17 protein-coding genes are annotated in these 20,315 nt (G+C 51.6%); 13 read left to right on the plus strand and 4 right to left on the minus strand.

The genetic code is table 11. The features are described 5' to 3' along the window. Window positions 1–80: 80 nt before the first annotated feature. Both EBB_RS15590 and EBB_RS15595 read right to left on the minus strand, forming a co-directional pair. Window positions 81–392: a c-type cytochrome gene (locus EBB_RS15590; RefSeq protein WP_192394673.1), complete on the minus strand. Its 312-nt coding sequence runs from the start codon at window positions 390–392 to the stop codon at window positions 81–83. Then, window positions 389–1,969 carry a nitrite reductase gene (locus EBB_RS15595; protein ID WP_192394674.1) on the minus strand — a complete coding sequence of 527 codons (1,581 nt, stop codon included), beginning with the start codon at window positions 1,967–1,969 and terminating at the stop codon, window positions 389–391. The genes EBB_RS15590 and EBB_RS15595 overlap by 4 nt, the downstream gene beginning before the upstream one ends. A 205-nt stretch (window positions 1,970–2,174) precedes the next feature. Between EBB_RS15595 and EBB_RS15600 the strand changes: the two genes are divergently transcribed. The 11 genes from EBB_RS15600 to EBB_RS15650 all read left to right on the plus strand — a co-directional run bounded on the left by EBB_RS15600 (window position 2,175) and on the right by EBB_RS15650 (window position 16,383). Further along, window positions 2,175–2,747 (plus strand): MarR family winged helix-turn-helix transcriptional regulator, encoded by a 573-nt coding sequence (locus EBB_RS15600; protein WP_082879783.1) that lies wholly within the window; start codon window positions 2,175–2,177, stop codon window positions 2,745–2,747. Window positions 2,748–2,833: 86 nt separating this feature from the next. Beyond that, window positions 2,834–3,817, plus strand: coding sequence for a 4-hydroxythreonine-4-phosphate dehydrogenase PdxA (pdxA, locus tag EBB_RS15605; RefSeq protein WP_192394675.1), 984 nt, complete (start codon window positions 2,834–2,836; stop codon window positions 3,815–3,817). Window positions 3,818–3,829: 12 nt separating this feature from the next. Beyond that, the gene (locus EBB_RS26720; protein ID WP_192394676.1) at window positions 3,830–5,611 is read left to right on the plus strand and encodes an SIR2 family protein; all 1,782 of its coding nucleotides are present in this window, start codon (window positions 3,830–3,832) and stop codon (window positions 5,609–5,611) included. Window positions 5,612–5,630: 19 nt separating this feature from the next. Further along, window positions 5,631–6,422 carry a 16S rRNA (adenine(1518)-N(6)/adenine(1519)-N(6))-dimethyltransferase RsmA gene (gene rsmA / locus EBB_RS15615; protein WP_192394677.1) on the plus strand — a complete coding sequence of 264 codons (792 nt, stop codon included), beginning with the start codon at window positions 5,631–5,633 and terminating at the stop codon, window positions 6,420–6,422. Window positions 6,423–6,588: 166 nt separating this feature from the next. Beyond that, window positions 6,589–7,227: an adenylate kinase gene (gene adk / locus EBB_RS15620; RefSeq protein WP_192394678.1), complete on the plus strand. Its 639-nt coding sequence runs from the start codon at window positions 6,589–6,591 to the stop codon at window positions 7,225–7,227. A gap of 75 nt (window positions 7,228–7,302) precedes the next feature. Continuing rightward, the gene (gene leuC, locus EBB_RS15625; protein ID WP_192394679.1) at window positions 7,303–8,718 is read left to right on the plus strand and encodes a 3-isopropylmalate dehydratase large subunit; all 1,416 of its coding nucleotides are present in this window, start codon (window positions 7,303–7,305) and stop codon (window positions 8,716–8,718) included. Next, a complete protein-coding gene (gene leuD, locus EBB_RS15630; RefSeq protein ID WP_192394680.1) occupies window positions 8,715–9,353 on the plus strand; it encodes a 3-isopropylmalate dehydratase small subunit in 639 nt (212 codons plus the stop codon). Before leuC ends, leuD begins: the two co-directional genes overlap by 4 nt. Before the next feature lie 21 nt (window positions 9,354–9,374). Then, window positions 9,375–10,454 (plus strand): 3-isopropylmalate dehydrogenase, encoded by a 1,080-nt coding sequence (leuB, locus tag EBB_RS15635; RefSeq protein ID WP_192394681.1) that lies wholly within the window; start codon window positions 9,375–9,377, stop codon window positions 10,452–10,454. A 5-nt stretch (window positions 10,455–10,459) separates the two neighbouring features. Continuing rightward, window positions 10,460–11,482 (plus strand): aspartate-semialdehyde dehydrogenase, encoded by a 1,023-nt coding sequence (locus EBB_RS15640; protein WP_192394682.1) that lies wholly within the window; start codon window positions 10,460–10,462, stop codon window positions 11,480–11,482. A gap of 69 nt (window positions 11,483–11,551) precedes the next feature. Continuing rightward, entirely contained in the window at window positions 11,552–14,560 is a 3,009-nt protein-coding gene (locus EBB_RS15645) for a FimV/HubP family polar landmark protein (protein ID WP_192394683.1), read from the plus strand. A 320-nt stretch (window positions 14,561–14,880) separates the two neighbouring features. After that, complete coding sequence (locus EBB_RS15650; RefSeq protein WP_192394684.1) at window positions 14,881–16,383, plus strand: B12-binding domain-containing radical SAM protein; 1,503 nt, start codon at window positions 14,881–14,883, stop codon at window positions 16,381–16,383. A gap of 12 nt (window positions 16,384–16,395) precedes the next feature. Here the strand turns inward: EBB_RS15650 and EBB_RS15655 are convergent, their stop codons facing one another. Further along, window positions 16,396–17,253 (minus strand): SDR family oxidoreductase, encoded by an 858-nt coding sequence (locus EBB_RS15655; RefSeq protein WP_192394685.1) that lies wholly within the window; start codon window positions 17,251–17,253, stop codon window positions 16,396–16,398. Window positions 17,254–17,555: 302 nt separating this feature from the next. After that, the gene (locus tag EBB_RS15660; protein ID WP_033159282.1) at window positions 17,556–18,062 is read right to left on the minus strand and encodes a hypothetical protein; all 507 of its coding nucleotides are present in this window, start codon (window positions 18,060–18,062) and stop codon (window positions 17,556–17,558) included. 704 nt (window positions 18,063–18,766) lie between these two features. On the opposite strand from EBB_RS15660, the gene EBB_RS15665 reads away from it, so the two are divergent. Continuing rightward, on the plus strand, window positions 18,767–18,937 hold the full coding sequence (locus EBB_RS15665; protein WP_192394686.1) for a helix-turn-helix domain-containing protein: 171 nt from the start codon (window positions 18,767–18,769) through the stop codon (window positions 18,935–18,937). A gap of 89 nt (window positions 18,938–19,026) precedes the next feature. Next, window positions 19,027–20,298, plus strand: a complete 1,272-nt coding sequence (locus EBB_RS15670; RefSeq protein ID WP_192394687.1) for an IS256 family transposase — start codon at window positions 19,027–19,029, stop codon at window positions 20,296–20,298. The last annotated feature ends 17 nt before the right edge of the window (window positions 20,299–20,315 follow it).

Below are 20,315 nucleotides of genomic sequence, written 5' to 3' on the forward strand. Positions count from 1 at the left end.
TGCTGCCTTTGCGGCTTGGGTTGCTCCGCAAAGACACAGGATGATATTAAGCCGATAAACAGCCAACAATAGCGCATTGCCTAGGGCTTGACGCTGCCGTAATACGTGGCGATGTCGTTGATTTCGGCATCGGTCAGCGAACCGGCGATCGCATTCATGATGTCGGATTTCCGAGTCTTGTCGCGGTATTGTTTGATCGCGGTTTTCAAATACTCGGGATCACGTCCACCCAAAGGAGGAAACGGCGCATCGGCGCTGGGCATCCGGATGCCGTGGCATTGTGCACACACCGCGCCAGCCTTGGCTTGACCGACATACAAACTGGTAGCCTGCGCGCTACCGGCGGCCAACACCCCCGCCAGTAACGACACGATAAAATGAGTCATCTTCATTTTGATTGCTCCATTTCGTCGGGCGACAAGCCGCGGGTCATGTATTTAACCCGGCCGCGCGAGAAGATGCCCGCCGGGCTTTCCATCGGCACGGTTGCGACTTTTTGCAAGGTGTTGGAATCGTACACCACCACTTCGTCACCGTTGTAACCGGCGCTGATATACAGGAATTTACCGTCGGCGCTGTATTCAGGGAAGTAAGCGTGACCGCCGACATCCAGCGTTCTAGCTACTTCCAGGGTTTTCTTGTCGATCAACTGTACAGTACGGGCGCGTCTATCCTTGCTGATGATGTCAACCGCCACATAAGGTGCGTTGGCATGTGCAGCCGGTGATTCGGTGCCGCCGGAAACCGGTACTTGTTTGACGACTTCCATTTTGTCCAGGTCCCAAACGCTGACCACGGTTTTATCGCAATCGCCGAAGTTGGTGCCGAAGCCCAAAGTACGGCCATCCACTTTAACCGCAGAACCGCCACCGACGTGCGGTACGCAACCGGCTTCCAATTTTTTGATGATTTCGCGTTTTTCCAGATCGATGGCAGCGACGATGCTGTCGTCGTAAGACGCGATCATCAATTTTTTGCCGCCGTGAGTCAGGAAGGCGTCATGCAAATGTCGGCCGACGTTCTCGATCCGGGTAACCGGAAAACCTTCTTTGTTTAAATCGATGACCCAAACCTGACCGGCATTTTCCAATGCAATCGCGAAAATATCCGCATAAGGGGTGCCAATGATCATGCCTGAGTCGGAGGAAACATGTTTACCGTCCGGATCAGTGCCTTCCAGTTCGAAGGTTTTTAGTGGCTCCAACGTATCGGCATTCAGAATCACGGCGTTATGTGGGACGAAAGAACCCGCCATGATGTATTTCCCGTCGCGCGATACACCCATGCCCGGGCCGTTCCAGCCGGTTTTGATGCTGCGCACCGCTTGCATGGAATATAAATCAACTTTAAAAATCTCGGCGGTATCGGTTTTTACATAGGCCCAACGCGGATTGGCCGGATTGAAATCGATAATATGTGCGGCAGTGCCGGTCGGTACTTCGCCGACTTTTTGATGGGTGGAGCTATTAATAAAGATAGCTTTAGAACCTTCGCCACGGCCGTATTTGCCGCGCGCCGCCACACCGATCAGGTTTTCGAATTTATCGTCGATTTGGAAAGTTGGCTTGGCAGGTAATGTACTTTCATCTTTGACATAGACTTTCAACGACTTTTTCATGTCGTCGATGGTCCAAGCCGGGTTGGGTTGTTTTGGCGTTTCTTGCAGATGTTTGATCACGCCGCGAATTTGGTCGTCATCAAGCTTGCCGTAGAACGGAGGCATCAAGGTGTCGAAGCTACCAGCCATCACGATGGTACGCAATGCGGTGGGGCTGCGGCCTTTCAAGGTCGCCGAGTTCAGTGCTGGCGCCAAATAACCGCCATGGTCGGAACCGTGACAGCTCGCACAATTGTCTTGGTAGAGCTTATGGAAATCGTCGGATTTTGCCATCGCCACTCCGGATGACAACAGCATGGCGATGGAACTCGCCAGTAGGGACTTATTCAGCATTTTTAGAGTATTTTTCATTTAAAATTCCTGCCACCCGCAAGTTAAAAAAAAGAGCCAACTTGGTGCATTAAACCATAAAAGACCAGGACGAACAGACACCCGATTTAGCATGGTAAAATAACAGCTTGTTGACTCCAGGCCGATGTTATAAAGTAAAGTTTCGATTCGCTATCAATTTACTCCTTAAACTATCGCCTTGTCAACCTAGTGGGTCACGATGAGAATGCAATTTATGCAACAAACTGATATTTACGAACTTATTGAGTGCATGACCACATTGATCCGCTCCGAAGAGCGGAAAAAATGTACGGAACTGGGCTTGCAGCCGGTACACTTCCAAGTGCTCAATTACCTTTCACGCTGCAATAAATATAGCAACACCCCTGCGGCTGTCGCCAATTATCTGGGAATGACTCGCGGCACCGTTTCGCAATCACTGATTATTCTGGAAAAGAAGGGCTACATCGGTAAAACGCCGGATGCCAACGACAAGCGCGTGGTGCATTTACAGCTGCTGCCGGACGGTGCGGCCATACTTAAACAGGCGCGACCGTCTGATTTATTCCACGGGGCTACGGCCATCCTGCAAAGCAGCGATTCGCCGCCGTCAGACGCCAATGTGTTCCAACAAGCCCTTACCGCGCTGCAAAAGGCGAATCAGTCGCAATCATTTGGTGTATGCAAAACCTGCCGCAATTTCAGCGAAAAAGACGGCGGATTTTTCTGCCAACTGACCCAGGAAAAGCTCAGCACAGACGATAGCGAGCAAATTTGCCAGGAACACAACCCTGTCTAGCTATCAGTGCAATGCTCAGATAGGCGTTAAACAGATCCCGGACCGGCATATACTGCTGGCTTTATCGAATAGATTTGGGAGTTAATATGGCCATTCCTCGCATCGCCTTGACGCCAGGCGAACCGACCGGCATTGGCCCGGATTTATGCATACAACTGGCGCAGCAGGAACAGGTTTGTCAACTCGTTGCCATTGCCGATCCGGAACTATTGCAACAAAGGGCGGAGCAGCTGGGTCTGCCACTGGCAATTCAACTTTTCGACATCGATCAAGCTGTTAACAAACAACAAGCCGGCACCCTAACCGTGCTGCCCATCAGCCTAAACGAACCAGCCGTTTGCGGACGCCTGAATCCAAACAATAGCCCTTATGTTCTGGAAACCATCCGCCAAGCCAGCTTGGGCTGCATGAGCGGCGCATTTGCCGCAATGGTGACCGGCCCAGTCCACAAAGGCGTGATCAACGACGCCGGGATTCCGTTCAGCGGCCACACCGAGTTTATCGCCGAACTGACCGGCGGCACCCCGGTCATGATGTTGGCGACACCGGGCCTGCGCGTCGCGTTGGCGACCACGCATTTGCCGTTGTCGGAGGTAAGCGCCGCCATCACCCCGGATGCATTGGCGACCGTTATCCGGTTGCTGGACCGTGATTTGAAGCAACGCTTTGCGATAGCCCAACCGAAAATCCTGGTCTGCGGCCTCAATCCGCATGCAGGCGAAAGCGGCCATCTCGGGCGAGAAGAAATCGACATCATCGAACCAACACTGGAAAGTCTGCGTTGCGAAGGTATCAACCTGTATGGCCCGCTACCTGCCGACACCCTGTTTACCCCAAAATACTTGGAAACCGCCGACGCTGTGTTAGCGATGTATCACGACCAAGGCCTGCCGGTATTGAAATACAAAGGCTTCGGCCAAGCCGTGAATATCACCCTGGGTTTACCTATCGTCCGTACCTCGGTCGACCACGGCACCGCATTGGAACTGGCCGGCACCGGCAAAGCCAACCTCGGCAGCTTGCAGTTTGCGTTGCAAACTGCGCTGGATATGCTGCACGGAAAAGAATAAAGGAAAATAGCAGTGAGCGAAAACATTCAAGAACCGGAACAATGGAGTACCCAAGGATTTCTAGCGCAGTTCATGCGTATTCACGAACAAATGCCTGACCGCTCGTTCGCCTTTATCCTAGGCGCCGGAGCGTCGCGTGCCTCCAGGATTCCGGCCGGCGGTGAACTGGTGCAAAAATGGCTTGAAGAACTTCATCAAAGAGCCGACGGACAAAGCGCTCTTGCCGATTGGGCCACAGCCTACAATTTGCAGATCGAAGATTTCGATTATGCCCGCAAAGCTGAGTTCTATCCGCAAATCTATGAACGTCGATTCCGCCGCGACCCAGACGAAGGCTACGCCGACCTGGAAACTGTAATGGCCGACAAAGAACCCAGTTTCGGCTATTCGGTGTTGGCCAACATCCTCGATCAAACCCGACATAAAGTAGTAATTACCACCAACTTCGACAATTTGGTGGCCGATGCCTTATCTATTTACACCCGTTCTTACCCTTTGGTTTGCGGCCACGAATCGTTGGCCGGCTTCGTTCGCACCCGTCTGCGCCGACCGCTGATCGCCAAAATCCATCGCGACTTGCTGCTTGCGCCCATCAACGACAGTGACGGCGTCAACCACTTGGCGGAAAGCTGGAAAAAGGCCTTGACTGCCCTGTTTTCCCACCACACTCCCATCGTGCTCGGCTACGGCGGAAACGACGGCAGCCTGATGGATTTTTTGCAAGCCATGCCTCCAGAAACTATCCCAGGCGGCATATTCTGGTGCTACCGCAAAGATGACGGTTTGCCCAACGAGCGAATTCGTTCACTGGTTTCGCAACATCGCGGCGCTTTGGTTCCAGTACTGGGTTTCGACGAATTCATGTTGCAATTAAACGACAAACTTAAGTTCCAGTTTTTGGCCGATGCGGTTAGACAAAGGGCCAACGAGCGCGCCGAGCATTATCAAAACCAAGTGGAAGCGATTCAGAAACGGCTGGATGACTCCACGACCGACACCTCACCGGAAACCTTGGCCGTCAAACAAGCGATGCAAGACAGCGTTGCCCGCCAGCAGCTCAACAGCTGGTGGGATTGGGAACTCAAAGCCCGTCAGACACAAAACCCTGAAGAACGTGAGAGGATTTACCGCGACGGCTTGGCGCAATTCCCCGACAGTGTAGAACTGACCGGCAATTTCGCCGTATTCATGGATGATGTCCGCAAGAATTACGACGAGGCCGAACGCCTGTACCGTAAAGCCTTGGAACTCGATCCGAATAGCGCTAAAAACACCGGCAATTTCGCAATTTTCATAGCGGCTATCCGCAAGGATTACAACGAAGCCGAACGGCTGTACCGTAAAGCCTTGGAACTCGACCCAAAAAACGCCAACAACGCAGGTAATTTCGCCTGTTTCAAGTTGATACAAAATCAACTGATAGAAGCCGAAACATTGGCAAAGCAAGCCTGGCAACTCAACGCCGGCCACGCCGAACAAGTCGGCGCCGAAGCAGCACTTTATTTGGGCTTGATCGCCAGATTACAGCAACGTGACGACCAGGCCGCATTGGGCCGCTTGAAGACCTTGCTACAAACCGGTTTTATGCACGTTAGCTGGTCTTTCGATACTCTATTGGCAACCGCGCAAAGCCGTTTAGCTGAACCCGATTATCGAATGTATGCGGCACTAGCCTCAGCCATTCTGGACACCGACCAAGTTGGCGATTTGGACCAATATCCCCGCTGGCGAGAAGTCGCCCCAATCGCATTGAACGTATACTGGGAAGACCAACAGCCAGTGGATTCCGATTAAATACAAAAAACTTATCATCATGACCCACACCGCCCGCAAACGCTTCGGCCAGAACTTTCTGCACGATCACAGCATTATTTACAACATTCTAGCCAGTGCTCATCCGCAGACTGGCGAACATTGGGTGGAGATCGGCCCCGGGCTGGGTGCGTTGACCCAACCTTTATTGGAGTCCGGCGCTAAACTCGATGTCGTTGAACTGGATCGAGATTTAGTCAGTCGTCTGCAAAAGCAGTTTGTCGGCCACAGCAACTTAACCGTGCATAGCGCCGATGCTTTGAAGTTCGATTTTGCCGCGCTGGCACAAGCCGGCGAGAAACTGCGCATCATCGGTAATCTGCCTTACAACATTTCCACGCCGCTAATGTTTCATCTATTGGAAACCACCGATTGCGTGGAAGACATGCTGTTCATGCTGCAAAAAGAAGTAGTGGAGCGGATTTGCGCCGAGCCGGGCAGCAAGAAATACGGCAGGTTGAGCGTGATGATGCAATATTACTGCGAAACCGAATTGCTGTTCGACGTGCCGCCGGAAAGCTTCGATCCGATTCCGCAAGTGATGTCGGCCATTGTTCGGCTGACGCCGCATGCGCAGCCACCGGTTGAGATTCCTGATCTGAAAAGCTTTAGCCAATTGGTGACGCACGCGTTTTCGCAGCGCCGGAAAACCATCCGCAATTCGCTGAAAAACTTCATCACTGAGCAACAGATCGTCGACCTAGGAATCGATGCCAATCTGCGAGCGGAGTCGATCAGTCTCGCCGAGTTCGCCCTGCTCAGCGCTCACAGCCAAGCAAACATCGCCAGCTAGATTCGCAACTCCCTAAGCCCTCGACTAGACAAGATTTGACGGCATTCATAGGGCAAGTGCGATAAAATGCCGAATTTTTCCGCCAGGCTCACGAACTGATGCGCTTGAGCCGGCTCTCTTTATATAGCAAGGCAACCAGCCTGATTCATACACTGGAGTGATTGATATGCGCATTATCCTGTTAGGCAGTCCCGGTTCGGGTAAAGGCACCCAAGCCCAGTTCATCACCGAGAAGTTCGCGATTCCGCAAATTTCTACCGGCGACATGCTGCGTGCCGCCGTCCGCGAAGGCACCCCGCTGGGTATAGCAGCCAAAAAAGTCATGGATGCCGGTGGACTGGTGTCCGACGAGATCATTTTAGGGCTGATTAAAGAGCGTATCGCTCAGGACGATTGTAAAAATGGCTTCTTACTGGACGGCTTCCCGCGCACGATTGCTCAGGCTGAAGGCTTGGCTAACATGGGCGTGGAACTGGACCATGTGATCGAAATCGCCGTGGACGACGAGGAAATCATCAAACGCATGAGCGGCCGCCGTGTGCATCCGGCTTCCGGCCGTAGCTACCACGTGGTTTTCAATCCGCCGAAACAGCAAGGTATCGACGATGTAACCGGCGAGCCGTTAATTCAACGCGACGACGACCAAGAAGACACGGTACGTAAACGCCTGAGCGTTTATCACGAACAAACCAAACCACTGGTCGGTTTCTATTCGGCGGCCGATCAAAAGGCCAAATTCGCATCGATTGCCGGCGTCGGCTCGGTGCAAGACATTACCGACAAAGTGTTCGCGGTGTTGGCATAAAAAATTAGTAGGGTACGCAATGCGTACCTTTTAGCTTTCGGTACGCGATGCGTACCCTACAGTAGAGAAACCCAAATGGCTGGTAAAACCTTATACGACAAACTCTGGGACGACCACGTCGTCCATACCGAAGACGACGGCTCTTGCCTGATCTACATCGACCGGCAGTTGCTGCACGAAGTGACTTCGCCGCAAGCTTTCGACGGCTTGCGCCTGTCTGGCCGCCAACCTTGGCGGATTGCCCGTAATCTGGCGGTGGCCGACCACAACGTGCCAACCACTGATCGCGAAAAAGGCATCGCTGATCCGGTTTCAAAATTACAAGTGGAAACACTGGAAAACAACTGCAAAGAATTCGGCATTACTGAATTCGATATGGCCGATATTCGCCAAGGTATCGTGCACGTGATCGGCCCCGAACAAGGCGCCACTTTGCCCGGCATGACCATCGTCTGTGGCGACTCGCATACCTCTACGCATGGTGCTTCCGCGGCCTTGGCGTTCGGTATCGGCACCTCGGAAGTGGAGCATGCGTTGGCAACACAATGCCTGGTGCAGAAAAAAGCTAAAAACATGTTGATCAAAGTCAACGGCAAAACCGGTGCGGGCGTTACCGCCAAAGACATCGTGTTGGCGATCATCGGCCAAATCGGTACCGCCGGCGGCAATGGTTACACCATCGAATTCGGTGGCGACGCGATTTGGTCTTTGTCCATGGAAGGCCGGATGACGGTCTGCAACATGGCCATCGAAGCGGGCGCTCGCGCCGGCTTGATCGCGGTCGACGACACTACTATCGATTATTACCAAGGCCGTCCCTATGCGCCCAAAGGCGACGATTGGAACATGGCGGTACGTTATTGGCAAAACCTGCGTTCCGACAGCTACAGCGGTGATTTATTCGACAAAGTCATCAATATTGATGCCGCCGGCATCAAACCGCAAGTCAGCTGGGGCACTTCACCGGAGATGGTGGTGGCAGTCGATGCCAATGTGCCTGATCCAGCGCAAGAAGCCGATCCGGTCAAACGCCAAAGCATTGAGCGGGCGTTGCAATACATGGGCTTGCAAGCCGGTCAAAAAATTACCGACATCAAACTGGACAAAGTCTTTATCGGTTCTTGCACCAATTCACGGATCGAAGACTTGCGTGCAGCCGCAGCTGTAATCAAAGGCCGGAAAAAAGCCGCATCGGTGAAACAAGTCTTGATCGTGCCTGGCTCAGGCTTGATCAAACAACAAGCCGAAGCAGAAGGCCTGGACAAAATCTTCACTGCCGCCGATTTCGAATGGCGTGATCCCGGTTGCTCCATGTGCCTGGCGATGAACGCCGACCGCCTGGAAGCGGGCGAGCATTGCGCGTCGACCTCTAATCGTAATTTTGAAGGCCGACAAGGCTACGGTGGTCGCACCCATTTAGTCAGCCCGGCCATGGCCGCTGCAGCAGCGATTGCCGGTCATTTTGTTAACGTTGCGGAGGACGTTGCATGAAAGCTTTTACTACTTTGACTGCGTTGGTTGCGCCGCTGGACAGAGCCAACATCGATACCGATGCGATTATTCCCAAGCAATTTTTGAAATCGATCCGTCGCGCGGGTTTCGGCCCGTATCTGTTCGACGAATGGCGCTATCTGGATAGAGGCGAGCCGGAAATGGATTGCACTAACCGGCCTTTGAACAAAGACTTCGTGCTGAACCAAGCCCAATACCAAGGCGCACAAATCCTGTTGACCCGTGAAAACTTTGGCTGCGGTTCTTCGCGTGAACATGCGCCTTGGGCGCTGGAAGATTACGGTTTCCGGGCCATTATTGCGCCGAGCTTTGCCGATATTTTCTTTAACAACTGCTTCAAGAACGGCATTTTGCCTATCGTGTTGCCAGCTGAAACTGTCGATTTGTTGTTCCAGGAAGTCGTCGATGGCTATCAGTTAACCATCGATTTGCAGGCGCAAACCATCACTACACCTAGCGGTCAAAGCATCGTATTTAGTGTGGATGAGAACCGCCGTTTCCGTCTGATGAATGGTTTGGACGATATTGCCCTGTCGCTGCAACACGCCGACAAAATTAAAACCTATGAAGCTGAGCGCGCCAAACGCGCCCCGTGGTTGTTCAAAGACGCGTAAGCTCCATTGAAAGGTAAAAAAATGCCCAAAAAAATAGCAGTCCTGGCCGGCGACGGCATCGGACCGGAAATTGTCGCCGAAGCGATCAAAGTACTAAGCTTTCTAAATACCGATATGAATCTGGGGTTGGTATTCGAGAACGCCTTGATTGGCGGCGCGGCTTATGACGCTTTCGGCACTCCCCTGCCGCAAACCACATTGAATCTATGCAAAAACGCTGATGCGGTGCTGCTGGGTGCTGTCGGCGGCCCTAAGTGGGAGCCTCTGGCACATGCAGTGCGACCGGAGCGTGGCTTATTGGGCATTCGTTCCGAGTTAAATCTGTTCTCCAATCTACGCCCGGCTATTTTATATCCACAACTGGTCGAAGCTTCGACTTTGAAACCGGAAGTAGTGTCGGGTCTGGACCTCATGATCGTTCGTGAATTGACCGGCGGCATTTATTTCGGCCAACCGCGCGGCGTGCATGTGGCGGAAAATGGCGAAAAAGTCGGCATCAATACCAAGATTTACAGTGAATCGGAAATCCGTCGTATCGCCCATTCCGCGTTCAAAATTGCCCAAAAACGCCACAAAAAACTGTGTTCGGTGGATAAAGCCAATGTGTTGGAAGTCACCGAACTGTGGCGTAGCGTGATGACCGAAGTGGGTAAGGACTATCCCGATGTACAGTTGAGCCATATGTACGTCGACAACGCCGCGATGCAACTGGTACGGGCGCCGAAGCAGTTCGATGTGATTGTGACCAGCAATATGTTCGGCGACATTTTGTCCGACATCGCGGCGATGCTGACTGGCTCCATCGGCATGCTGCCGTCGGCTTCCTTGGATGCCAACGCCAAGGGCATGTATGAACCGATTCACGGTTCCGCGCCGGACATCGCCGGGCAAGGTATCGCCAATCCATTGGCGACGATTTTGTCGGTGGCGATGATGTTGCGTTACACCTTTAACCAGCCGGATGCCGCCGAGCGTATCGAACGCGCGGTGAACAGCGCATTGGACAGTAAAGTCAGAACCGCGGACATTTATTCGGAAGGCATGACCAAAGTCAGCACTTCCGGCATGGGCGATGCTGTTCTTAACGCCTTAAAAGGATAAGCAATATGTCTAAAACTTATGATGTAGCAGTCGTCGGCGCCACTGGCGCGGTCGGCGAAACCATGATTTCCATTTTGGAAGAACGCAACTTTCCGGTCGGCAAAGTGTATGCCCTGGCCAGTGAGCGCTCGGCCGGCAAACGTATCCCGTTTAAAGGCGGCTCGTTGGTGGTGGAAGATTTGGCGACCTTTGATTTTTCGAAAGTGCAGATCGGCTTGTTTTCTCCCGGCGCGTCAGTGTCTGCGGAATATGCGCCCAAAGCGGCCGCAGCCGGCTGTGTGGTCATCGACAATACCTCGCAATTTCGCTACGACGACGACATTCCGCTGGTGGTGCCGGAAGTCAATCCGGAAAAAGTCGCCGATTACAAAAATCGCGGCATTATCGCTAACCCCAATTGCTCAACCATCCAGATGTTGGTGGCCTTGAAGCCGATCTACGATGCGGCAGGTATCAGCCGCATCAACGTCGCTACCTATCAAGCCGTTTCCGGGACTGGCAAGGAAGCGATTGAAGAATTGGCCACGCAAACCGCGAATTTGTTGAATGCCAAACCGGTCGAGCCTAGCGTGTATCCAAAGCAAATTGCTTTCAACGTGTTGCCGCAAATCGATGTCTTCATGGATAACGGCTACACCAAGGAAGAGATGAAAATGGTCTGGGAAACTCGAAAAATTCTGGGCGACCCCGATATTCTGGTCAATCCCACAGCGGTGCGGGTGCCGGTGTTTTTTGGACATTCCGAGGCCGTGCATATTGAGACTAAAACCAAGATTTCTGCTGAGCAGGTTCGCGAGCTGTTGGCGTCTGCTCCCGGCGTAACATTATTGGACGAACGTGAGAACGGCGGCTATCCGACGGCGGTGACGGAATCGTCGGGCAACGACGATGTATTTGTCGGCAGAATCCGCGAGGATATTTCCCATCCGACCGGCATAGATCTATGGGTAGTTAGTGATAACGTCAGAAAAGGTGCTGCGCTTAACAGTGTGCAAATAGCCGAAGTGCTGGTAAAAAGCTACATCTAGTCTACGCTTAGCTCTGTGTTTTATAGTGGGTCAGTAAGTACCGAGGTATTACAAGTGAAGGAAAGCAATGTGAGCAATTTAACTAAAGCCTTAGCGGTTGTATCGTTACTGGCACCAGTCAGTGCCCAACCCTTAGGTATCGGCGAAATTGAATTACATTCTGCCCTAAACCAAAAACTCAATGCCGAAATCAGACTCAGCGTCGCGCCGGGCGAAAATCCGGCCGATGTCTCGGTTAAATTGGCCCCGCCAGAAAAATTTGACCAAGCCGGCGTGGTTTGGAATTATTTTCTGTCGAAGATCAAGCTGGAGCCGGTTGTACAAGCAAACGGCTCCATCATCGTAAAAGTCTCCTCAAGGGAAGCCTTAACCGAGCCGTTTCTGGATTTCCTGTTGGAAGTGACTTGGCCGCAAGGCAGTATGATGCGCGAATTCACATTGCTCATCGACCCGCCGACCGCTTATAACCAGCCGGTAACGCCTGTCGTGGAAACCAGCGGTTACAGTGCCGAGCCCATTGAACCACTAGAGCGCCCGATCAAGAGAACTCGAACCGCACCAAAACGAGCAGTGCGTGCCGCCCCTGCCGACAACATTACCCCAGAAACACCCACCAGCGGCGAATTCGGTCCTATCCAAAAATCAGATACTTTATGGAGTATCGCCGCCCAAGTAGGTCAGGAAAAGAACATTCCGACCCAGAAAATGCTGACCGCTTTGTACAAAGCCAATCCGGACGCATTTAACAACGGCAATATCAATTCGCTGAAAGAAGGCACCACCTTAAAGATTCCTGAACCGGATACGATTATGAATCCGGCGCAAAGACAAGCGCAAAACGAGCGAAAAGCCACCAATAAGCAGGTCAAGCCGGACGCTACACAAGCAGAAACCAAGAAAGCGCTTGAATTGGTAGCTCCTACCGAAGCGAAGGCCGCCGGCACGGGTTCAACAAAAACCGAACAAAACTCGGCGGCGACAGCTAATCCTGCTTTAAATAGTGCTGCCGATCAAGCCAGCGAAGGGAAAGACCTGGAGTTACAAGCTCGCATTGAAAAGCTAGAGCAACAACTCGGCATGATGCAGCAATTGCTGGCCTTAAAAGATCAGCAACTAGCCACTTTACAAAACAACAAACCAGCAACGACTGAGCCTAGCCCTCAGCCCGCGCAACCGGCTCCTCAGCCCCCCGTTGCCAGCCCCGAGCCCCAAACACCGGCAGTAACGCCGGCTCCGCAACCATCGGTTTCCGAGCCTGCCGTCGTGACACCACCGGCCCCCAAGCCCGTTGTTCCACCCGCACCCAAAGTTACTCCACCGCCACCTCCGCCGGTTGTTGCAGAAGACGAAGGCTTATTTGGCTCGGATGCTTACTATTGGGTTGCCGGCACCTTAGGCACTGGCATTTTGGGCTTGCTGGGCTGGTTGCTATGGCGCAAACGTAAAATCGACGAGCGCACCAACACCGAAAGCATGTTCGCATCGGCCAGCCAAATTCGGCTGCCCGATTCTGAGAGCAGCCTTTCCGTGCCGATTATGGACATCAGCAGTACCGATGACTACGACGTTGGCACTGTAGGCGAAAGTTCGTTTATCAGCGACTTTACTCCTAGCGATTTCGATGCCTTCGACACCGACCAAAATGAAGTTGACCCGATCTCGGAAGCCGACGTTTACCTGGCCTATGGCCGCTACCAACAAGCGGAAGAACTGATCCGCCATGCAATAAGCGAACAGCCTAACCGCGACGAATGCAAACTGAAATTACTGGAAATCTATTACGCCAGTGAAAACAAAGACGGCTTTGCCGGTTATGCGCAAGAACTGGCCGATGCCGGCAAACAAGCAGATAAGCCATTCTGGAAAAAAGTCACGGACATGGCTAAAGAAATCGTCCCAGATTTAGCCTTGTTTGGAGGCAGTTTTGCCGCTACCACCGCCCCCACCAGCAAAAGCGATACTAGCGTCGACATAGCGAGTTCGACCGCGGCCGATACGGAAATTATTGATTTGGATAAAAGCTTTGCGCTGCTCGACGACGATTTGTCGGATCTGGATATCGATAAAGATTTGGCGCTGGAAGACAACGGACTGGATTTTGATTTGGGAAGTTTCGGCGGCAGCGCCAAATCACCGCTTGAAAGCAAGCAAGCCGATGCAAGTATCGAAAGTATCGATTTCGATCAGCCACCTGCTTCCAAATCTGCGGCGGAGACTATCGAAACCACGGAAAGTAACGCAGTTTCCAGCAACGATGACATAGAATCGTTCGACTTCGACTTTGCACTAGATACTGACTCGGAAAAAACTCAAGCCGATTCGGCTGCTTTGGAACTTGAATCTCTGGATTTTGCCAATTTTGCCGAAATTGCTGCGGATGCTGAATCCGAAACTGCTGACAACAAAGAGGAGATGGAAACACTATCTCCTAGCTCGATGGATGCGTTGGAGAGTTTCGATTTTAACTTCGATGTCGACAATGCTGCCCCGGAAGCAACTGCGGATAAAACCACCGAAGATGCAGCAAAAGCCGAAATATCGCACACAGATATAGAGTCGTTCGACTTTAACGATTTCAATGATATAAAAAAGACTACGTCAGACCTGACCGATACCAGCAAAGAAGCGTTAGCGGACGCAGACAGTTTCAATTTCGACTTCGACAGCATCACCCCCAAAGCGAAAACTGACGATAGCCTAAGCATCGAACCGGAGCTGAATTTAGAATCGCAGTTAAAACTGGAAACATTCGATTTTTCCGATTTTGACAATATCACCCCTAAATCAGCGCAATCTTCAGACCAAGTTTTGGAAACATCGGCGCAACCGGGCGGCGAGTTCGATTTTAACTTCGACTTTGACACGCCAATCATCAGCACCACGGACAACGACGAGTTTGAGTTGGGGGTTTCCGATTTGACCGATATGGACGAATTCGAAACCAAAATCGATTTGGCGAAAGCCTATATCGACATGGGCGATACCGAGGCGGCAAAATTGATAGCCGAGGATGTATTGTCCAAAGGCTCAAAACAACAACAGCAAGCCGCACAGGCTTTACTTGACGAACTTAAATAAGCATCGATTGCAGCAGCCGATTTCTCTAAATTGTTAGATCCCGCTTTTTGGAAAAATCGGTAGCTGCTCAGTTATTTCATAGGCCGTTTAGCGCAAGTGTTTTATCCCCCACCTATCACCGGCCTAATCAGAACTCGGCAACATAATTTTCCCTGCCAAGCCGATACTGCCCGGCATTTTCGGCGCAAAGCCAGTTTCCACAATAGTTTGCACTAGCGCGTAGCCTGCATTTGCTGACCAACCGAGAGCAGCTTCCAACACCCAAATTGATGCTATGCTGGCGCATTACCGCAATTTAGACGCTATCCGCCACATCAGACATGCCCAGCATCGTTATATCTACCCTCAACGCCCGATACATTCACACTGCTTTTGGCTTACGCTATCTGTACGCCAACATGGGCACGTTGCAAACAGACACTGCCTTATTAGAATTCGGCATCCAGCAGCGGCCAATCGAAATTGTCGAAAAACTACTGCAACAACAAGCGCGGATTATCGGCTTTGGCGTTTACATCTGGAATGTGGCGGAAATCAGCGCAGTGATCGCCATCCTGAAACAAGTTGCACCGGACATTATCATCGTACTTGGCGGACCGGAAGTCAGTCATCCGCCCGATTTACCAAGCATTGCCGAATCGGCGGACTATATCGTCACCGGCAACGGCGAAATAAGTTTCCCGCAATTATGCCGGCAGTTGTTGTCAGGATTTAAACCAACCGAAAAAATCGTGGCCGGCGAAATGGCCGCATTGGACAGCTTGGCATCGCCATATCCACACTATACCGACACCGACATCCGTCAACGGATTATCTACGTGGAAGCATCGCGCGGCTGTCCGTTCAAATGCGAATTTTGCCTGTCATCCCTGGACACCACCGCCAAGCCATTCAACCTAAACGGCTTTTTGCGCGAAATGGAAATTCTATACCGGCGTGGTGCGCGACACTTTAAGTTCATTGACCGCACCTTCAATCTGAAAGTAGACAGCAGCGTCGCCATACTCGAGTTCTTTTTGACTCGCTTGAGCGAAGATTTATATTTGCACTTTGAAGTGATTCCGGACAATTTACCCGAGCGCCTGAAGCAGGCCATCAGCCAATTCCCGCCCGGTGTACTGCAATTTGAAGTGGGTGTACAAACCTTTGATCCAGCCATTCAACATCTGATCAGCCGCAAACAGGACAACCAAAAGACCGAAGCCAATTTAAGCTGGCTCCGGCAGTATTCCAACGCCCATATTCATGCCGATCTAATCGCCGGCCTGCCTGGCGACACGCTTGCCGGCTTCGGCGCCAGTTTCGATAAATTGTTTGCGCTCAATCCCCAAGAAATTCAGGTCGGGATTTTAAAACGTCTGCGCGGTGCGCCAATCAATCGACACAATGACGGCTACCAGCTACGTTATGACCCGCAGCCGCCCTATGCCATTCTCAGCACCCGAGATATAAGCTTTACTGACTTACAACGTATTACCCGATTCGCCCGCTTTTGGGATTTAATCGGCAACTCCGGCCGGTTTGCCACGACCTTACCGCTCATTGTCGCCGAACAACCGTTTACCCGCTTTTTACAATTTAGCGATGCGCTATACGCCTTAACAGACAGTACCTGGCAAATTGCTTTGAAGCGCTTATTCGAATTAACCTATTCGGTCATGACCGACACACTGCTTATAACGCCCGCCAAAGCCATGACTGCGCTAGAAGAGGACTACAGTAGGAGCGGCGAAAAAAGTCGGCCAGCGTTCTTACAACACGCCACAACATTGACTGCGGCAAAGCGTGGCGTGGCAAACAAGCGGCAAACCCAGCATCGATAAACTTGCTTGAGCTTACCCATCCGCGGTTGGCAAAGGCCGCACCGTTGCATAACCGTCGCGATAACTAGGGTACAAAAAACGATAGCCCAAGGCCTTCAGCCTAGCGTTTTGGCAGCGTTTGTTTTGCGGGGAGTCTGGAGCTACGAGCAACGGTGAGGGCGGAGGACAAGCAAATTGCTGGGACAACCAATTCATCACCTCCCAAAGCGGGGCCGGCTCGTCGTCAGTCGCCAGATAGCAAGGCTCCAAGGCTACACCGGCGAGTTGTTTTTCCAGTAAAAATAACAACACAGCCACACAATCCTCCGAGTGAATGCGGTTGGTATAACTGGGCGGTTGCTGTTGGATGCTCTCCCCTCGCTCCGCTCGGCGTAATAACCAATCACGACCCGGCCCGTAAATTCCGGAAAAACGCACGACGCAACTGCGATCACTCGCAATCCACAAGCGTGTCTCCGCCGCAGCCAGCCAGCGGCTCGTGGCGCTAGCCGGTTCAGTGACGCTGGTTTCATCGACCCATTCACCACTATTCTGTTCGTAAACACTGGTTGACGATACCATCAACCAACAGGGTGATGTTTCAGCTGCCGCAAAATGCGCTAACAAATTGCGCAAACCGACATCGTACAGCGCCTGATATTCCTCAGCCTGTCGGCTATCGGGAGCTACGATAAATATCACCGCATCAAAGCTACTTGGTAAAGCAACCAATGACGACGCCAATCTTATATCGGCAATAAAAATGGGAAACGGGGTCGAGTTAGCCGGCGCGCTACGCTTCAACCCGGTTACCTGATGTCCCAGCTGATGCAAGCGCAAAGCCACCGGATAGCCAATATCACCACAACCGATCACTAGTATTTTTGCCATAGTATTTACCCAAGAGAATCTGCACACCGCCTATTATGGCCTGCCGCAGGAAGATAAATGCTATAAAAATCCGTGTCTCGAACGCTTTCGGAAATTAGCGTTCTGATTTTGCGAGCACAAAGAATAGGTATCGTTAGAAATTCGCCAAATCGGCTTTCCTGTAATGGAATTTATTCCCGGATTCGCTCACAGCTTTGTTTAAACACTTCTAAAAAAACCGGCCTGGAATATTCAATAGGCATAAAAAAACCGGGTGGAGTACTGGACTCCAACCGGCCTAAAAGCCCAATGATAGCTTGGGATTAAACGACCTGTTTACGACGACCTATGTACAGAAAGCCCATCAACGCACTTGTCATAAACCATACAGAAGCAGGGAGAGGCACGCTAGTGACAGGATTTTGATTAGCTGCTGCTTTCAGATCAAATCCAAACAGAAAGCTTAAGTTGTTGGTAATCACGCCAGGTTTTACAAAGGACAACAAGAAGGTATTAGGAGCGCTCAGCTCGTAATTCCCGGCTTCGCTAACCCAACCGCTTGCTGTCAACAGGCCCAATTTAAAAGGGCTTGCAGAGGCAAAGCTACCTACACCGTTAAAAGTGTACACAGGTGCATCAGCAGCCAGATCAGCGGTAGCAGCAAAGATACCGAAGGTGTCACTTGAAGTAAATGGGAATGCACTAGAGCCGAAGGAGATAAAATTACTATCGCCGTCAGTAGCTTCCCAAATGATGCCTGCAGAGCTTGCAGTCGAAACTGCAAACAGGCAAACAGCAAGCCAAAGTTTTAAAGATAAAAGCATTTTCATGGATTGTTCCCCATTTTCACTTACGTTAACAAACGGCTATCCTTTAGCCACCTTATACTCCGAAGCCGATATTGCATAACAACATCAGCTTTAGCAGAGTTCTGTCCGCTTACAAGGAGTCTTTAACTCTCGTAAGCCGCTATTGCCGAATATTCGTTGATCGCTGGGCAATAGCTCAAAATGGTTAATCCCTGAAACAGAGATCAAGTTCAATAGATGAATTAATATATTCAAACGACTTTACTGAAACGGCGCTTTTTACAAAGCCATGGCAACCACTTGAATAACTAGGCTAAATGGCGCATACCCCTCCGGCTTTCTCCCGAGACTTATCCCTATTCAACGGCATAAACCACTGAATGCAAGCCCCGCTACCCACCATCAATCACTCCCAACTCTACCGCGCAATATAATGCGCCACAATCCATTGCTAAGACAGAAACGCCCGTCACCTCTATGAGAGGTCGTGCATCTGCGGGACAAATCGGTTGTTCAAGACTAAAAACTGGAATTAGAAATTGGGTATGCCGAGATTCTACAGCCGGCAACTTAATCCTTTATTAACAAAATATTAAGTTTTGATTAAAGCCTTTAACTAAGTAAAAACATATAACCGATTTAAAAACATAGGTTAAGCTGATGTCGTTTAGAACTTACCTTAGCCAGCGATGTTGCCACCGTTTGAATTGAGCGAAGCAGAATGCATGACACTCCAAGAGTTAGCCGAGCATCACCCGTACCCCGACTTTCGTCGCCGAGCGTTGGGCTTGCTTGCGCTGGCCAAAGGCCACGCGTTCGCGGTGGTTGCCGACATACTCGGTGTCACGTTGCCTACCCCTTACAACTGGGCCAAGGCGTGGCGGAGTTATAACTAAATCTGGAGTACAGCCGGACTTGAAGAAAGGTGGCGCCCTCTGCTGAAATGAGATTGTCGAGATCGAATACCAGCAAAATGAGAGACGCCATGAGTAAAGATAATGCAAAAGAGTGGGATAGCGCTAGTGCGCTCAACGACCCTTTGACAGATTTGTTGAAGATGGGCGCTAAGGCCTTGATCCAACAGGCCGTTGAGGCGGAGTTACAAGCGTTTCTGGGCGAATATGCCAAGGTGACCGATTTACGGGGCCGACAAACGGTGGTGCGTAATGGCTATTTGCCGGAGCGGGAAATCGTGACGGGTGTGGGTAACGTGACGGTCAAAATCCCCAAGGTTCGAGATCGTTCTGGCGGCGGGGTCAAGTTCAACTCGTCGCTAGTGCCGCCGTATGTTCGCAAGGCCAAGCGGGTGGAAGCGGCATTGCCCTGGCTGTATTTGCGCGGTATATCGACGGGTGACATGCAGGACGCCTTGTCGGTCCTGCTGGGCACAGAGGCGAAAGGCTTGTCGCCAGCGGTGGTCAGTCGTTTGAAAGCGCAATGGGCCGAGGATTATCAAGCCTGGCATCGGCGGGATTTGTCGAATCAGCGCTATGTGTATGTGTGGGCCGACGGTATTTATTCGACCCTGCGCGGCGAAGATGACCGCTTGTGTCTGTTGGTGATCATTGGTGTCAATGAGCACGGTGAAAAGCGGCTTTTGGCGCTCTCGGATGGCTATCGAGAATCCAAGGCATCCTGGCTGAGCGTGTTGCAAGATTTGCAGACTCGCGGTTTACAGGACGCGCCGAAACTGGCCACCGGCGATGGGGCTCTGGGTTTCTGGGCGGCGGTGAATGAAACCTGGCCGCAGACACGGACGCAACGCTGCTGGGTGCATAAAACGGCGAATGTGCTGGCTGCATTACCGGATTCGATTCAGGCTAAAGCCAAGGCTGGCTTGAAAAATATCTGGCTGGCAGAAACCAAAGACCATGCCAGCAAAGCCTTTGACAGCTTCCGGCGTGACTTTGAGGCCAAATACCCCAAAGCGGTCAATATTCTGGAAAAAGACCGTGAATCGTTACTGGCGTTTTACGATTTTCCCGCTGAACACTGGGTACACATCCGCACCACCAATCCGATCGAATCGAGCTTTGCGACCATTCGCCATCGGACAACGCGGACCAAGAACTGCGTGTCACGGCATTCGCTGCTAGGCCTAGTGTTCCAGTTGGCACTGACCGCCGAAAAAAGTTGGCGCAAGATACGCGGATTTAAACAACTACCGGATGTGATCAACGGCATTCGATTTCAGGATGGCATTGCTGTCATTACTGAGTCGGATAAAGCCGCAGAAAATCAGCAGATCGCCGCCTGATTCAATTTGCCTATACA

It is taken from the genome of Methylomonas fluvii (assembly GCF_014850975.1).
GTDB lineage: Bacteria > Pseudomonadota > Gammaproteobacteria > Methylococcales > Methylomonadaceae > Methylomonas > Methylomonas fluvii.